The organism is uncultured Anaerotruncus sp. (assembly GCF_902490045.1).
Taxonomy (GTDB): domain Bacteria; phylum Bacillota; class Clostridia; order Oscillospirales; family Ruminococcaceae; genus Anaerotruncus.
In genome coordinates this window covers 1-13,704 of the sequence record NZ_CABUCJ010000017.1, presented here as the reverse complement: position 1 = coordinate 13,704, position 13,704 = coordinate 1, and the positions used below count along the sequence as shown (strand labels likewise).

General features: G+C 63.7%; 13 protein-coding genes and 1 riboswitch. Of the genes, 3 read left to right on the top strand and 10 right to left on the bottom strand.

From position 1 onward, the window contains the following. Positions 1–7 precede the first annotated feature (7 nt). The gene (locus tag RDM88_RS03360) at positions 8–1,012 is read right to left on the bottom strand and encodes an ABC transporter permease (RefSeq protein ID WP_308753222.1); all 1,005 of its coding nucleotides are present in this window, start codon (positions 1,010–1,012) and stop codon (positions 8–10) included. Positions 1,013–1,131: 119 nt separating this feature from the next. Further along, the gene (locus tag RDM88_RS03355) at positions 1,132–2,196 is read right to left on the bottom strand and encodes a sugar ABC transporter substrate-binding protein (protein WP_308753220.1); all 1,065 of its coding nucleotides are present in this window, start codon (positions 2,194–2,196) and stop codon (positions 1,132–1,134) included. A gap of 292 nt (positions 2,197–2,488) precedes the next feature. Between RDM88_RS03355 and RDM88_RS03350 the strand changes: the two genes are divergently transcribed. Beyond that, positions 2,489–3,136 (top strand): SIS domain-containing protein, encoded by a 648-nt coding sequence (locus RDM88_RS03350; protein WP_308753218.1) that lies wholly within the window; start codon positions 2,489–2,491, stop codon positions 3,134–3,136. A 79-nt stretch (positions 3,137–3,215) separates the two neighbouring features. On the opposite strand, the gene RDM88_RS03345 is transcribed toward RDM88_RS03350, so the two are convergent. The 8 genes from RDM88_RS03345 to RDM88_RS03310 all read right to left on the bottom strand — a co-directional run bounded on the left by RDM88_RS03345 (position 3,216) and on the right by RDM88_RS03310 (position 11,715). Next, positions 3,216–4,322, bottom strand: a complete 1,107-nt coding sequence (locus RDM88_RS03345; RefSeq protein ID WP_308753216.1) for a substrate-binding domain-containing protein — start codon at positions 4,320–4,322, stop codon at positions 3,216–3,218. Between the two features lie 72 nt (positions 4,323–4,394). Beyond that, entirely contained in the window at positions 4,395–5,360 is a 966-nt protein-coding gene (locus tag RDM88_RS03340; RefSeq protein WP_308753214.1) for an ABC transporter permease, read from the bottom strand. Further along, a complete protein-coding gene (locus tag RDM88_RS03335; protein WP_308753212.1) occupies positions 5,357–6,859 on the bottom strand; it encodes a sugar ABC transporter ATP-binding protein in 1,503 nt (500 codons plus the stop codon). The genes RDM88_RS03340 and RDM88_RS03335 overlap by 4 nt, the downstream gene beginning before the upstream one ends. 2 nt (positions 6,860–6,861) lie before the next feature. Further along, complete coding sequence (locus tag RDM88_RS03330; RefSeq protein WP_308753210.1) at positions 6,862–8,019, bottom strand: hypothetical protein; 1,158 nt, start codon at positions 8,017–8,019, stop codon at positions 6,862–6,864. A 42-nt stretch (positions 8,020–8,061) separates the two neighbouring features. Then, positions 8,062–9,102: an SIS domain-containing protein gene (locus RDM88_RS03325; RefSeq protein WP_308753208.1), complete on the bottom strand. Its 1,041-nt coding sequence runs from the start codon at positions 9,100–9,102 to the stop codon at positions 8,062–8,064. After that, the gene (locus tag RDM88_RS03320; protein WP_308753207.1) at positions 9,102–10,082 is read right to left on the bottom strand and encodes a BadF/BadG/BcrA/BcrD ATPase family protein; all 981 of its coding nucleotides are present in this window, start codon (positions 10,080–10,082) and stop codon (positions 9,102–9,104) included. The genes RDM88_RS03325 and RDM88_RS03320 overlap by 1 nt, the downstream gene beginning before the upstream one ends. Positions 10,083–10,103: 21 nt before the next feature. Further along, a complete protein-coding gene (locus RDM88_RS03315; RefSeq protein ID WP_308753205.1) occupies positions 10,104–10,823 on the bottom strand; it encodes a GntR family transcriptional regulator in 720 nt (239 codons plus the stop codon). A gap of 43 nt (positions 10,824–10,866) precedes the next feature. Next, positions 10,867–11,715, bottom strand: a complete 849-nt coding sequence (locus RDM88_RS03310; RefSeq protein ID WP_308753203.1) for a class II fructose-bisphosphate aldolase — start codon at positions 11,713–11,715, stop codon at positions 10,867–10,869. A gap of 507 nt (positions 11,716–12,222) precedes the next feature. Next, positions 12,223–12,317: riboswitch (NiCo riboswitch) on the top strand. 106 nt (positions 12,318–12,423) lie between these two features. Here RDM88_RS03310 and RDM88_RS03305 point away from each other — a divergent pair. Then, the gene (locus tag RDM88_RS03305; RefSeq protein ID WP_308753201.1) at positions 12,424–13,311 is read left to right on the top strand and encodes a cation diffusion facilitator family transporter; all 888 of its coding nucleotides are present in this window, start codon (positions 12,424–12,426) and stop codon (positions 13,309–13,311) included. Positions 13,312–13,518: 207 nt separating this feature from the next. Beyond that, positions 13,519–13,704 (top strand): helix-turn-helix domain-containing protein (locus RDM88_RS12880; protein ID WP_374045406.1); only part of this gene is annotated, 186 nt, incomplete at its 3' end.

Genomic DNA, 13,704 nt, shown 5'->3' with positions numbered 1-13,704 from the left:
GCGCCCATCAGGCGGCCGCCGCAGCGTAGTTTTTCCTTCGGTTGGAAAGGATATCGGCCAGCGCCGCTATGATCACGATGAACCCCTTGACGAGGCTGAGCACATACCAGTCCATACCCAGCAGGTTCATCACATTGCTGAGCATCGTGATGAAGATGACGCCGTAGAGGGTTTGCTTCGCGCCGCCCGAGCCGCCGAAGACGCTCGTGCCGCCGATGATGATACTGGACATGATGTCGATGAACATCTTGTCGCCCAGGCTGGAGATGCCCGCCTGGTTGCGCGCGGTCAGCACCACGCTGGCCGCGCCCGCATAGATCCCGCTGAGCAGGAAGAGTAAAAACACGACCCGCTTGACGTTGATGCCCGAGATGTGGCAGGATTTCGGGTTGGTCCCCACCAGCAGCACATGCCGGCCGAAGATCGTCCGGGTCATGAGCCAGTGGGAGATGAGGAAGACCACCGCTGCGATGACGATCGGCAGGAAGAACGCCTTCTCGCCGCCGATGCGGTAAAAGGCGGAGGGCAGCCCCATGATGGACGCCTTGTCGGTGACCTTGCTGGTGAAGTAGATCGCCATCCCGCTGAAGAAGAGCTGCGTCGAAAGGGTGACGATGAAGGAGGGCATCTTCAGCTTCACGACGGAGAACCCGTTGATCACGCCCACCGCCGCGCCGATGGCGATCATCACAACGATCGCCAGCAGGATGGAGAGCCCCGTCCCCCTGATGGGGGAAAGCGCCATGATGTACGCCCCCACTACGCTCGAGAGCGCGAGCACCGACGTGGAGGAGAAGTCGAGGCCGCCGTTGAGCACCGTGAAAGTCACGCCCAGCGAGATGATCAGGAGATCGCAGGTCTGCAGCAGCAGGTTCTTGAGGTTGTACAGGGTTGCGAAGTTGGGGACAAAGGCCGCCGACAGCACAGCCATGGCGATGATGACCAGCAGGATGGGGGACCCCAGCAGCCGGCCTGCCACGCGCTTTTTGTCAAACGTCTCTTTTAAGCTCATAACCATTCTCCTAACCTCTGGCGGATATTCGTCCGCCCGGCGCCGCGCCTGCGCGGCGCCGGGCGAACCTCAAAAACGTTTACCGGTCCGTGCCGGGCAGGTTCCCGGCGGGGGCGCGCTTACTTGGACGAGTAGGCCACGTAGCCCCAGATGTCGCCCTTCACGTCGTCCCAGTTGTCCAGCGTGGCCACGATGCCGGGGTCGAGGGCGTTGAGCTCGGCCGGCTTCTCGCCGTTCGCGAGCTTGATTGCCCAGTTCATGCTCTCTGCGCCCATGAACCGCGTGTCATTGACCGCGCCGCAGTCCACAAAGCCCTCTTCCATCATCTTCGCGAAGGTGGAGTCGCCGTCGAAGGTGACGATGCGCACATGGTTGGGATCGGAGGCCGGCACCCATTTGCCCAGCGGCTCGAGCACGCTCTGGATGGTGGTGAGCATCGCGTCGGACGGGGTGATGATCAGGTTGATGTCCGGATCCTTCTCAAAGGCGTTCTGCAGTCCCGCGTACGCCTGGTCGACCTTCCAGTCGGTGGGAATCTCCGCGACGATCTCGAAGCTGTCGGGATATTTCTCCAGCGCTTCCTTGTGGCCCTGCTGGCGCTCGAGCGCGTTCTGGTCGCCGAGGCTGCCGACGAGCAGGACCGCCTTGTACTTCTTGCCCTCTTCCTGGGCCTTCTGGGCGACCCACTCGACCGACCCGGAGGCCAGGGAGATGTTGTCCACGAGGACCTGCAGGCTCGGCAGCGCCTCGTCGCCCATCACCGCACGGCTGACCATGATGATCGGCACGCCCGCCTCGTTGCACTTCTTGACGGCCGCCACGATGGCACCGCCGTCGCGCGCGCCGCAGAGGATCGCGTCGCAGCCCTGCGCAATCAGGTCTTCGATCTGCTGGTTCTGCTTGTTCGCGTCGCCCTCGCAGAGCCGCTGCACCACTTCGGCGCCCGCCGCCGCAGCGGCCGCGTTCATGTTGTCAATCGTGGAAACCCAGAAGTCCGAATCGATCGTGTCGAGGGAGACGCCGATTTTCAGAGCCTTCGCGGGCTCCTCAGCGGGGGCCGCGCTCTCGGCCGGGGCCGCCGTGTCTCCGGTGGAGGCGGCGGGGGCGGGGGCCGGGCTCCCTCCGCAGGCCGCGAGGCCCGCCATCAGGGCCAGCGCCAACATGACTGCCAACAGCTGTTTCATCTTTTTCATCCTTCTTTTACGCTCCTTTTTCATGATTATTTCATATGTCCGCGACGCGGTTCGCGGCGGACATCCTGAACCATCAAAAAGACCGGGCCGCTCAATCGTAATCATTTTTGTAAATATACTTTACTTATGTTTCTAGTTTTAGCATACTCCCGGGAGTCAGTCAACATATTTTCGAGATTTATGGATAGAATAACAATTCTTTTTGCCTTTTCCCGTTGACAATCCACAAACTTCTGTATACTATATATATAAAAGTAGTTTAACGCAAAGGAGCGGAGCCATTTTGAAAGACAGCACCAGGCAGATCCTCGACACCCTCTTCTCGCGCTACCCCCTCTCCTGCTGCGAGCGGGAGATCCTCGGCGCCTATACGCTGCTGCACGGCTGCTTCACCTCGGGCGGCAAGCTGCTCGTCTGCGGCAACGGCGGCAGCGCGGCCGACAGCGAGCACATCGTCGGCGAGCTCATGAAGGGGTTCCTCCTCCCCCGCGCGCTGACCGCAGCGCAGAGCCGGCGGTTCGAGGAGGCGCTGGGGAGCGAAAGCGCCTACCTCGTCGGGCACCTCCAGCAGGGCCTGCCCGCGATCTCGCTGGTCAGCCAGAGCGGGCTGGTCACCGCCTACGGCAACGACGTCGCGCCCGACATGGCTTTCGCCCAGCAGGTCTTCTCCTACGCGCGCCCCGGCGACCTGCTGCTGGGCATCACGACCTCGGGGATCTCGGCCAACGTGCTTCACGCCCTGCGCACGGCGAAGGCCGTCGGCATCCCCTCCATCCTGCTGATGGGCAGCCGCAATCGGCAGAACGCCGCGCTGGCCGACGTCGCCGTCTGCGTGGGCGAATCCGAGACCTTCAAGGTGCAGGAGCTGCACCTGCCCATCTATCACGCGCTCTGCGCCGCCGTCGAGGAGGAGCTCTTCGGGAACTCCTGAGCGGAGCGGTCAGAAAGGAGGGCCCGCCGGGACAGACTGTCCCGGCGGGCCCTCCTCCATTTTTTTGGGAAACGACGCGTCACTTCGCGTCCTCGCCCATGATCTCTTCAAAATTCTCCGCCGTCACCATGACCGCGCTGAACGGATAGACGCCGTAGGCCTTGTCGGTCTTGTACTCCTCGAAGATCGGCGTGCCGTTGGTGATGTTCTCGTAGAGCGCCTTCACCGACTCCTGTCCGGGCACCGACGCCTGGATGTAGGCGGACGCGATGAAGCAGGAGTAATCCTTGCGGAACTCGTCCTTCGCATGGTAGCCGCCTAGGCCGATCACAACGGCGTCCTTGTCGAGGCCCGCCTGCTCGAGCGCGCGGGTCGCGCCCTGCGCGCCCTCGTCGTTGGCCGCGGTCACGAACCAGCGCTTGATCTGCGGATTGGCCGTGATGGTGGCCGCCGCCGCGTTGTAGCCCTCGTCGGACGAGCCTCCGCCGTAATCGATGCGGATGATGTTCCCTTCGGGGAAGTCGGGGAACGCCGCCTTGAAGGCGTCGTACTGCCCGTCGGAGCGCGGCACGCAGCTCGTGACCTTCTCCATCGCGAGGATCATCATGCCGGTGGTCTCCGGCTCGGTCATCAGCTCGTTTTTACCGATATAGTCGGCCAGCCATTCGCCCATCGTCTTTCCCGAGAGGTAGGAGTCGAGCTCGATGGCGGGTGCGAGGTAGTTGCCCGCGTCGTCGATGAGCGGAACGTCGACCGCCACGACGGGGATGCCCGCCTCGGCGCACTTGTCCACGGTCATCTTGCTCAGCTGCTGGTCGCAGATGTTGACGATGAGCCCCTGGACGTCCTGCGAGAGGATGTTGTCGAGCACGTTGACGTAGACGGAGGGGTCCTCCTTCGAATCGCCCACGATGAGCGGCTCCATGCCGAGCTCCGCTGCGGTCGCGGTCGCGGCGGCCGCCTCCTGGATGAACCAGGACTGGGTCATGTCGCGGTAGATCGCGGCGATCTTGATCTTCTCCCCGGCGGCGGGCGTATCGGCGGGCGCGGGGGCCTCCTCGGGTGAATCCGCCGTGCTGGCCGGCGGGGCCTCGGGCGCGGGGGCTTCGGGCTGCGCGGATGAGCAGGCCGGCAGGGCGAGCGCCATCAGGAGGGTTAAGAACAGTGCGGTGAGCTTTCTTTTCATTTACGTTCTCCTTTCCACATCGGGTTTCAAAATTCGTCTGATCATCGTCCCTCGCGGGACCATCGGATGGAACTAAGCCTCCCTTCGCTGTTTTCTATAGAAATCGAAGGTCAATGCAAACATCATCAGCAGGCCGCGCGCAACGTCCTGCCAGAAGGTGGAGACGTTGAGCAGCAGCAGGCCGTTGTTGAACCCCTGGAGGATCAGCACGCCCAAAAAGGTCCCGCTGAGCGAGCCCGTGCCGCCGGTCATCGCGATTCCGCCCAGCACCGAGGCGGTGATCGCGTCGAAGTCGACGTCGCCCGCCGCGCCCGGCTGCCCGGTGTTCATGCGGGAGGCCAGGATGATCCCCCCCAGCGACGCCAGGCAGGAGGAGAGGATGAACAGCCTGCGCTTGACCGCGTCGGCGTTGATGCCGGCCAGCCGGGCGGCGGCCGGATTCCCGCCCACCGCGTAGACGTTGCGGCCGAAGCGGGTCTTGGAAAGCGCGACGCCCCAGACGAGGAACATCACGACGAGGATGATCACCGGCAGCGGAATCCCCAGGATGCGGGTGATGCCGATTTTCACATAGGTGTTGTGGCTGATGAAGACGGGCTTGCCCGCGCAGATGATATAGGCCAGCCCGCGCGCAATCGACATGATCGCGAGGGTCGCGATGAACGGCTGAATTTTCAGCGCGTTCACCTGGAAGGCGCTGACCGCGCCGAAAAGCGCGCCCACCGCCACCGTGATCAGGATGATCAGCAGGATCGGCATCCCCCGCTGGGCGAGCAGCGCGGAAAAGACGCCCGCGAACGCCGCGATCGCGCCGGGGGAAAGGTCGATCTGGCCCGCTATGATGAGGTAGGACTCGCCAATGGCGATCAGCCCGCTCAGCGACGCGGCGGTCAGGATGTTCAGCAGGTTTTTCCCGGTGAGAAAGCCGGGCTTCAAAACGGTAAAGACGACGCACATCAGAATGAGGACGACGAACAGCCCCAGCAGATTGGAGGACAGCGCCCGCCTGCTCATCTCCCGCAGTTTCGACTCTTTCAAGTGGTTCCCTCCCTGTTATCCAGCATTGCGTACCGCAGCACCTGCTCCTCGGTGGCGGCGGGTCCGTCGAGCTCCCCCGCCACCCGCTGGTTGCGCATCACGACGATGCGGTGGCTCAGGCCGATGATCTCGGGCAGCTCGGAGGAGACGAGGATCACCGAGACCCCCTGCGCCGCTACGTCGCAGATCATCCGGTAGATTTCCGCCTTCGCCCCCACGTCGATGCCCTTGGTCGGCTCGTCGAGGATGAGGATCTCCGGCTTGGCGGAGAGCCAGCGGGCGAGCAGCGCCTTCTGCTGGTTGCCGCCGCTGAGCTGGTAGATCGGCTTTTCAATCGAGGAGGTCTTGATCCGGAACTCCTCCACATTGTCCTTTGCAAAGGCGTTTTCCCGCCGGCTGCTGATGAACGGTCCCCTGCACAGCCCGCGGAGCACCACGACGCTGATGTTGTCCCTCACCGGCCGCAGCGGGATGATTCCCTGCTGCTTGCGGTCCTCGGGGCAGTAGGCGATCTTCCGGTCGATCGCGTCGCGCGTGCAGCGGATGCGGCAGGGTCTCCCCCGCAGCTCGATTTCACCCGACTCGGCCGGGACCGCCCCGAAGAGCGCGAGCATCACCTCGGTGCGCCCCGCGCCCACAAGTCCGAAGAATCCGAGGATCTCCCCCCGACGCAGCGAGAAGCCGACGTCGGCAAAGCCCTTCCCGGTGAGTCCCCGCACCCGGAGGATCTCCTCCTCCGACGGGGCGGCGCGCCCAAGCCCGCTGAACATGCCGCCCACCGGGCGGCCGACCATTTCGCTCACCAGACGGTTTTCGTCGGTGTCCGCGGCCCGGTGCTCGGCGATGAACTCCCCGTCCTTGAGCACGACGATCTTGCTCGCGAGCCGGAAGATTTCGTTCATGCGGTGGGAGACGTAGATGACGATGAGCCCCTTCTCCCGCAGCCGGTCGATCAGCGTGAAGAGCACCTGCGCCTCCCTGTCCGAAAGGCAGGCGGTCGGCTCGTCGAAGGCGAGCACCTTGGGCTGCCGGGAGTAGGCCTTCATGATCTCCACCATCTGCTGCATCGCGACCGAGAGATCCCGGACCTTGTCCCCCGGGCGCAGCGGCAGCCCAAATTCGGTGATCAGCTCCCGCGCCCTCCGGTTGAGGGCGGAAAAGTCGACCCGCCCGCCCCTGACGGGCAGATTGCCGACAAAAATGTTCTCCGCCACGCTCAGGTCGGGGAACATCTGGCGCTCCTGGTAGATCAGCCCGATGCCGGCGGCGATCGCCTCCTGCGGGCTGGAAAAATGCCGCTCCTGCCCGTCGAGCAGATAGCTTCCCGACGTCTGCCGGTAGTCGCCGTTTAGAATTTTCAGCAGGGTGGACTTACCGGCGCCGTTCTCCCCCACGAGCGCGAGCACCTCGCCCCCCTCCACGGAAAAACTCACCCGGTCGAGTACCTGGACGCCTGCGAAGGACTTGCAGATTTCCCGGAATTCCAGTGTATGCTTCATGGTCAATTCTCCTTTGGCATCTCCGCAAAGGCGCGGACCGTCTCCTCCGGCGCGGCCAGCAGGTTCCACGAGGCCACCGCGCCCGCCGCGCCGCCGAGAACCGCGCGCTGCACGCTGTCCCCGACCTGGCCGGCCGTGACGGGCGGCCTCCCGGGGACCGTGTGCAGCTCCATCCCCGCCAGCACCTCGCAGGCGCAGAGCTCCCGCGCCGCCGAAAGCTCGGCGGAAAAGCACGTTCCCCCGTCCTCCCCCGGCCGCGCCCCCACCGCCTCGCAGAGCGTGCGGAGGAAGGCCTCCTCCCGGCCGGCGGGCGCGAACGCGCGGGCGATTCCCCGCAGCTCGTAAAAAATCCCGGCGGGCGTGTCGGTATAGCGGTAGAGCATCGGCTTTACAAAGTCCGCCTTCCTCGAGAGGGCCTGATAGTCCTGTCCCACAAAGGGCGCGAGCAGCGGCGAAAAAAGGTCGAGCCCGACCGCGAGCCCCCGCTCGTGGAACCAGTCGGCCAGCCGCCCCGCGAGGGCGGTAACCAGCCCGGCGCGGCAGTCGAGATAGGCGGCGAACACCGGGTCGGCAAAACGGTAGCGCCCGTCCCGGTAGCTTTCAATCCCGAGCGGCTTTTCCTCCGCCGTCAGATGGGCGCGGCACGCCCGCAGCGTCTCCCCGGTCAGCCCCGCCGCCCCGTAGGCCTCGCGGCAGTCGGGACAGAGGCAGGAAAAGAGCGCCCGCGGTTCCGTCGAGGGGGCGGGAAAGCGGATGCGGTCGAGAAACACCCCGTCGAACCCCGCTGATGCGAACCATTCCTCATAGATTTCCAGCAGGAACCGCCCGGTATCCCGCCGGGTGGGGCAGCAGAAATCGAACGTCTCGTCGCCGTCGAAGCGCGCGCCGCCGAGCGGCTCGCCCCCGAACCCCACGACGCCCCGGAAGGGGCGCAGCTCTCCGAACTCCGAGAGGACCGGAAGCCAGAGATAGAGCTTCAGCCCCCGCTCCCGTGTGAAACGGCGCAGCCACCGATAGGGCTCCGGCCGGACGGTCCAGCCGGCGATGACGCCGGCGAACGACTCCGCGCGTTCCATCGGGGCCAGCGCCGCGCGCATGGTCTCCTCCGAAACCGCCCGTCCCCCGGGCCCGCCCAGATAGAGCTGTACATACTTTTTCATCGGCTTCCTCTCTTCCACAAGCGCCGCGCCGTCTCACACGGCCTAGTCCAGCGAAATATAGGGGTCCAGCCCGTCGGGCACGTCCGGATTGTGGCCCCGCTCCACCGCCTTATAGAAGGCGGTCATCTGGCAGAGCGCGATAAACGGCAGGCCCCACGCGGCATAGTCCGCAAGCCCCCGCACGGGGAAATAGAAGTCCGCGCCCCAGATATTTTCCTCCTGCGCGCCCAGCGCGGCCACGGTGACGCCGCGTTTGCGGATGTCCGACACCATCTGCTTCTGATAGCTGTCCTCCCACGGTCCCATGGCGGCGATGACGAGCTTTTTGCCGTCCGCCACGACGATGGGGCCGTGCCGGTAGTCGAGCAGGCGGAAATACTCCCCCCGCAGCATGCACACCTCGGTAAAGGCGAGCGCGCCCTCCTTGGCAATCCCGCAGAGCTCCCCGTCCGCCAGGACGGTGACGTTGTCCCAGCCGATGGAGGCGATCCGCCGGCAGTCGCCGCTGTGATCGGAAATCCATTCCCCCTGGCCTTCCACGGCCCGCCCGAGGCTCTCCCGGAGCTTTTCGTCCCCGCTGTACACCGCGAAAAGCTCCAGCAGGGCGGCGTAGAGGTTGGTGACGGTGCGCGTCTGGCAGACGCTCTCGTCGAACGCCCAGGGCAGCTCGAGCAGCAGGTCGGTCTGCCCGCGCAGGCTGCTGCCCGTTTTCATGGTGATTCCCAGCGTCCAAAAGCGCGCCCGCTGCTTCATCCGCTCCAGCGCGAGCAGCACCTCGCTCGTCTCCCCCGAACGGGAGAGCGGGAGCACGAGCGCCCCCTCAAAGAGCTCGGCGTACCGGCCGGGGGCGAGCATCACCTCGCCGCCCGCAAGCGCGACCGCCTGCGCCCCGCCGCGCACGGAAAAGAGGTGCGCCGCCCCGGCGGCGAGCATGTAGCTTGAGCCGCAGCCCAGGAAAACGAGCTTTTCCGGGCGGTTTTCCCGGAGCGCCGCGCGGATGCCGCCGGCATATTCCTGCAGGTACCGCGCCGTCTGCCCGAGGGCGCGGTCCTGCGAAAAGATTTCTTGTTCGATTTTAAACATCATTTCCGCTCCATTTCTTCAAAGCTCTTGAGGGTTTCCGCGATCTCCGTGGGATTTTCGCGGCCGTCCATCTGCGCGGCCAGCAGCACGCCGCCGCAAAGCGGCGGCAGCGCCGGCGGCGTGAGGACCGCGCCCATTTTGCCAAGCAGCCGCCCGAACGGCTCGAGGATCCGCTTTCCCGCCCTGTAAACGCCGCCGTAGTAGGAGACGCGCACCGGCTCCCCCTCCGGAAAATCCAGCTGCCACAGCACGCCCCCAACCGTCCGCGCGAGGGCCCGCGCCGCCTGTCCGTAGAGCCGCGCGGCGTCCCGGTCCCCGGCCTCGGCGGCGCGGCAGAGCAGCTTCTGCACCGCCGCGATCCGTTCCCGCCGGTTCTCCAGGTTTTCGCGGTAGTAACGGATCACCTCGTAATCCGACTCCAGCCCCCACTCGGCCCGGAGCAGCCCATAGAGCGGCCCGCGCTCCCTGCGGCCGTCCGCCTGCTGCGCGAAGAGCGCCAGCGCCTGCCGCCCGAGCCAGTAGGCGGAGCCTTCGTCCGAAAAGAATTCGTGCCAGCCGTTCGCGCGCGCGGTTTTCCCGCCGGGGTCCCGCCCCATCGCGATCGCGCCCGTGCCCGCCACGACATGCACCCCCGGCTCCAGCAGCAGCGAGCCGGCGAGCCCCAGCTCGACGTCGTTGCAGAGCTTATGCGCGCAGGGCAGGACGCTGGGAAGCCGCCGGGACAGATAAGCGTCAAACGCCCGGTCCTCCCCGTAGCAGGGGATTCCCCAGACCGCGCACGCCACCTCGTCCTCCCCGGCCGACGCGTCCCGAAGCAGAAGCCGCGCGCCCTCCTCGAGCAGTTCGCACACGCCGTCCTGCCCAATGTAGGAGTAGGTGCAGCCGCCCAGCCTGCGGAGGGCCACCGGGCGTCCCGTCCGGTCGGCCAGCAGAAAGTCGGTCTTGGTCCCGCCGCCGTCCACGCTCAGGTAATAGTTCATCTTGTTCCTCCCGGATCAACGTTACTTCAGCTCCACCGTGTAGACGAAAAAATCCCCCTTGATGATGTTGATCGTATACTCGATGCACCGCTCCCCGCTGAAGGTCGTCCGCTCGATCTGGATGGCGCTCTCCTTCGGCTTGATGAGAAGCAGCTCCGCGTCCTCCGCGGACACCTGGACGAGCCGCAGCTTTTCGACCGCTCGCTGGGGGATGATGTTGTAGGTCTGCATCGACCCGTACAGCCCGTGTTCCCGGATCAGCTCCCGCGTCATGCCGGGATAGACCGCCGCCGGGATGTAGGAGGTCTCCACCGTGTAGGGCTGGCTGCGCGCATAGAGGCAGCGCACCAGCTTGTAGACGCGGTCGCCGGGCGCGGCCTGCAGGCTGCGGGCCAGCGCCTCGTCCGCCGCGATCGTCTCAAAGGAAAGAATCCGGTTGGTGTGGGGAATCCCCTTCGCGGCAAACTCCTCCCGCAGGCTGTAGAGCTTCGTGAGCTTCTGTTCGATCTGCCGCACCGCCACAAAGGTGCCCCGCCCCTGCTTGCGGTAGATGTAGCCGTCCTCCTCCAGCCGCTTGAGGGTGTCCCGCACGGTGATGCGGCTGACCCCGTACTGCGCGCACAGCTCCCGTTCGGGCAAAATCTTGTCGTGCGGCTTCCAGCAGCCGGAATTCATCTTTTCCACGAGGGCGTCGTAGAGCTCCTCATACTTGTACTGGGTTCCCGTTTCCCTGTGATTCACGCCGATTCAAGCTCCCTTCTCTTCTGTCTCTTGCCCTGATCTGCTACGCCCGCCCGTTTGAACCGCACAGGCGGATTTTTTCGACACACAGCCGCTCCACGGCCTCCCGGCCGCAGCCCAGGTACTTTTTGGGGTCTATGACCGCCCGGTCCCCCTCCATCGCTTCCCGCACAGCCGCGGTCATGGCGGCGCGCAGCTCGGTGGCGAAGTTGACCTTCGCGATGCCCAGCCTGATCGCCCGGCGGATCATCTCATCCGGGAGCCCGGAGCCCCCGTGCAGAACGAGCGGGACGGGGACCAGCCTGTGGATTTCGGCCAGCAGCCCGAAATCCAGCTTAGGCTCCCCCTTGTAGAACCCGTGCGCCGTTCCGATCGCGGGGGCGAAGAGCCCGACGCCCGTCTCGGCCGCGAACGCCCGCGCCTCTTCCGGGTCGGTGAGGGCGAGTTCCGGGGCCGCTGAGGAATCCTCCTTGCCGCCTACCCTCCCGAGCTCCGCCTCCACCGTGAGGCCCATCGGGCGCGTCGCTTCCACCACCCGTCCGGTCAGGCGAAGGTTCTCCTCATAGGGCATCGCCGACCCGTCGAACATCAGCGAGGTGTAGCCCGCCCGTGCGGCGCGCATCACCTCGTCGAAGGAGTTGCTGTGGTCCAGGTGGAGCGCCACCGGCACTGGCGCCTCCTGGGCCAGCGACGCGGTCACAGCGACCGCCTCGTCCATTCCCCAGTAGCGTGCCGTCGGCAGGGTGGTCTGCAGGATAACCGGAGAACCTTCCCGGCCGGCCGCCCGGATAATCGCCTGCGCCATCTCCAAATTTTCCGCGTTGAACGCGGGGACCGCATAGCCCTCCCGCTGTGCTTTTCGCGTCATCTCCCCAGTCGATACAAATGGCATCTTTCCGCCTCCATATGGTCATGTTTTTATATATCCAGATTGTAAAAAATGCAATTAAAGTTCGCAATATATAAGCAATTATATAGTTATTAAGTTCATATGGTATTGTTATAATAATACCATTATAAACGTTTGTCAACTCCTTTTTCGACATTTTTTAAATTTGGAAAATTATCCCTGCCATCCAACCGCCGCCGGATGGTGGGAAACGGCTTTCCCCGGGACGAAATTCCAAAAAGGCCCCGGACGGTGTTCACCGTCCGGGGCCTTTATCCGTTTTCCGCGCAATCCGCCGGCTGCAATCCCTGGCTGCCTTGAAAGCCTCCTGGACGCGGGCGTTACAAGACGCCGACGGCCGGCACGATCACGGCGACGGATGCGAGAGGCGAACTTTGCCGCGATCGAGGCCAGACACAACCGCATCCTCGAACCTTGACAGCGCGGCCCGCATATGCTAAATAGCAGACATCTCTTTGCACTGCATCGCGCCTCCGAGCGTGTATCATAGCGGTACAAACTGAGCAGGCGATGAACCTTATCTTTCCAGGTTCGTGGGGCCGGGCCATTTTCGGCAGTGGGTGTTTCACATCTGCGGGACAGTAAGTGTGTCCTGTGGGTGTATTTTTTTACACTTTTTTCATTTAACCGGGCCACATACGCTCTGGTGTAGAGTGCCATAGAGCTATCTCAAACATGGAGGTAACGATTATGGAACAACGTACGAACGAACAAGTGGCAATGCGCGTATCTCTGATTACCATCGTTCAAAACATTCTACTGAGTATTATCAAATTGGCGGCAGGCCTGCTCGCCCATTCAGGGGCCATGGTCTCAGACGCCGTCCACTCGGCATCTGATGTGATGTCCACCCTCGTGGTCATGGTGGGCGTGAAGCTCGCTAACAAGGCGTCCGATAAGGAACATCCGTATGGGCATGAACGGCTGGAGTGTGCGGCGGCAATCATTCTGGCAGTTCTCTTAGGGTTTACCGGTCTGGGCATCGGCTGGGCGGGAATTGAAAAAATCAGAATGGGAAGCCCCGCATTGGCGGTCCCCGGCAGGCTGGCGCTCGTTGTCGCCGTTGTGTCCATGATTGTGAAGGAGGCAATGTACTGGTACACCCGCGCCGCCGCAAAGCGGATCGGTTCCGGCGCGCTTATGGCTGACGCATGGCACCACCGTTCCGACGCGCTCTCCTCCGTTGGCAGCTTCATCGGCATTTTGGGCGCCCGTATAGGCCTTCCTGTTTTCGACCCCATCGCCAGCGTAATAATCTGTGCCTTTATTGTCAAGTCGGCAGTGGACATTTTTCGGGAGGCTGTTTCCAAGATGACCGACCGTTCCTGCGACGATGCGGTCATACAGGCACTGCGCGATACCGTGCTCACCAATGAACAGGTGCGGCGTATCGACCGTCTGGACACTCGAATCTTCGGGGACAAATTTTATGTGGAATTGGAAATCGCAACCGACGCCAATCTGTCGCTCCCGCAGGCCCACGATATTGCCGAGCGCGTTCATGATGCGGTGGAACGGGATTTCACCAAGGTCAAGCACTGTATGGTCCATGTAAATCCCGTTGAGAAACACGCGTGAAATATTGCCTTCGCACAGATTGGTGCCGTTTCAATGGCGGCCGGGGCTCCCGCTTTTATTCAACCCTTTGGCGCCTTCCCCGGGAACGGTTTGGCGGCACAAGGGCCCGTCTCCCGGCGTCAACAGTCCTTGCGTGCATCTTTCCCGAAAGATCGGCCGCCCTTCGGGGCGGCTTTTGCTTTGTCCGCTATTTTGTTAAAATCGTGAATGGCGGCCCGCAGAAAGGGAACCCCCATGTTATCCACGACAATAGGAGTAAATGTCAGAAAGCGAAGATTGGAATTAAGCTGGTCGCAGGAGCAGCTTGCATATCAGTCCGGGTTGTGTGTGCGCACGGTCAGCGCGATCGAGTGTGGGAACGCCAACCCTACGGCGGATGTCATAGAGGCCATT

Coding starts and splice junctions, on each gene's coding strand:
- RDM88_RS03360 (WP_308753222.1), bottom strand. CDS start 1,012: ATGAGCTTAAAAGAGACGTTTGACAAAAAGCGCGTGGCAGGCCGGCTG.
- RDM88_RS03355 (WP_308753220.1), bottom strand. CDS start 2,196: ATGAAACAGCTGTTGGCAGTCATGTTGGCGCTGGCCCTGATGGCGGGC.
- RDM88_RS03345 (WP_308753216.1), bottom strand. CDS start 4,322: ATGAAAAGAAAGCTCACCGCACTGTTCTTAACCCTCCTGATGGCGCTC.
- RDM88_RS03335 (WP_308753212.1), bottom strand. CDS start 6,859: ATGAAGCATACACTGGAATTCCGGGAAATCTGCAAGTCCTTCGCAGGC.
- RDM88_RS03330 (WP_308753210.1), bottom strand. CDS start 8,019: ATGAAAAAGTATGTACAGCTCTATCTGGGCGGGCCCGGGGGACGGGCG.
- RDM88_RS03325 (WP_308753208.1), bottom strand. CDS start 9,102: ATGTTTAAAATCGAACAAGAAATCTTTTCGCAGGACCGCGCCCTCGGG.
- RDM88_RS03320 (WP_308753207.1), bottom strand. CDS start 10,082: ATGAACTATTACCTGAGCGTGGACGGCGGCGGGACCAAGACCGACTTT.
- RDM88_RS03310 (WP_308753203.1), bottom strand. CDS start 11,715: ATGCCATTTGTATCGACTGGGGAGATGACGCGAAAAGCACAGCGGGAG.
- RDM88_RS03305 (WP_308753201.1), top strand. CDS start 12,424: ATGGAACAACGTACGAACGAACAAGTGGCAATGCGCGTATCTCTGATT.